This is a genomic window from Dellaglioa sp. CoH-55-MRSF-7 (assembly GCF_056782235.1).
In genome coordinates, this window is sequence record NZ_JBXAYI010000043.1 from 1 (window position 1) to 552 (window position 552).

Annotated in this window: 1 protein-coding gene; it reads right to left on the reverse strand. The window is 51.8% G+C overall.

Annotated features, from left to right (window positions below; translation table 11 throughout):
* On the reverse strand, positions 1-552 hold a 552-nt coding region (locus AC1RPU_RS07775), incomplete at both ends, for a hypothetical protein (protein WP_481769609.1).

Below are 552 nucleotides of genomic sequence, written 5' to 3' on the forward strand. Positions count from 1 at the left end.
GCCAGAGACAGCTTCGTCTCTGAAACCGCGCCACACTCCTTGCACGTGATACGAACGCGTTCCTCAACACCATACTTTTTCAGCTGTGCTTCGAAGTCCTTGATAAGTGCTACCTGATCAGGTGTGCACTCACCGACGATATCAATCCTCTGCTTGAGAGTCAGATAACCGGCTACGTGTTGGATATGCGTAGCGAGTTGAGCCAAGAACGAGAATTCGGAGCGTTGCTCTTCATCCTTCATCTCAGGAGCATCCGCAAACTCAAGAACGTCGCGCATGGTAGGGGGACGCATAACGAGTTCAGGCACGTCTGCAAACGAGTATATCGAGGCATCTGGAACAGTCTCAAGCTCGTTGATCGTCATCGTGGTGTTCTTGATGATCTGCGAAAGCTTCAGCGAATCCTCGGGGAGCGCTAGACGCGCAATCTCGTCACGTTGCTCTTGTGTGATCTCACCAGCCGCCAGCTGTCGATCGAATTCTGCGGCATTGATTGTGTACGATACGCGCTTCTTGTGATTCTTATCCTTACACTCTGCGTGGTGCACGTAG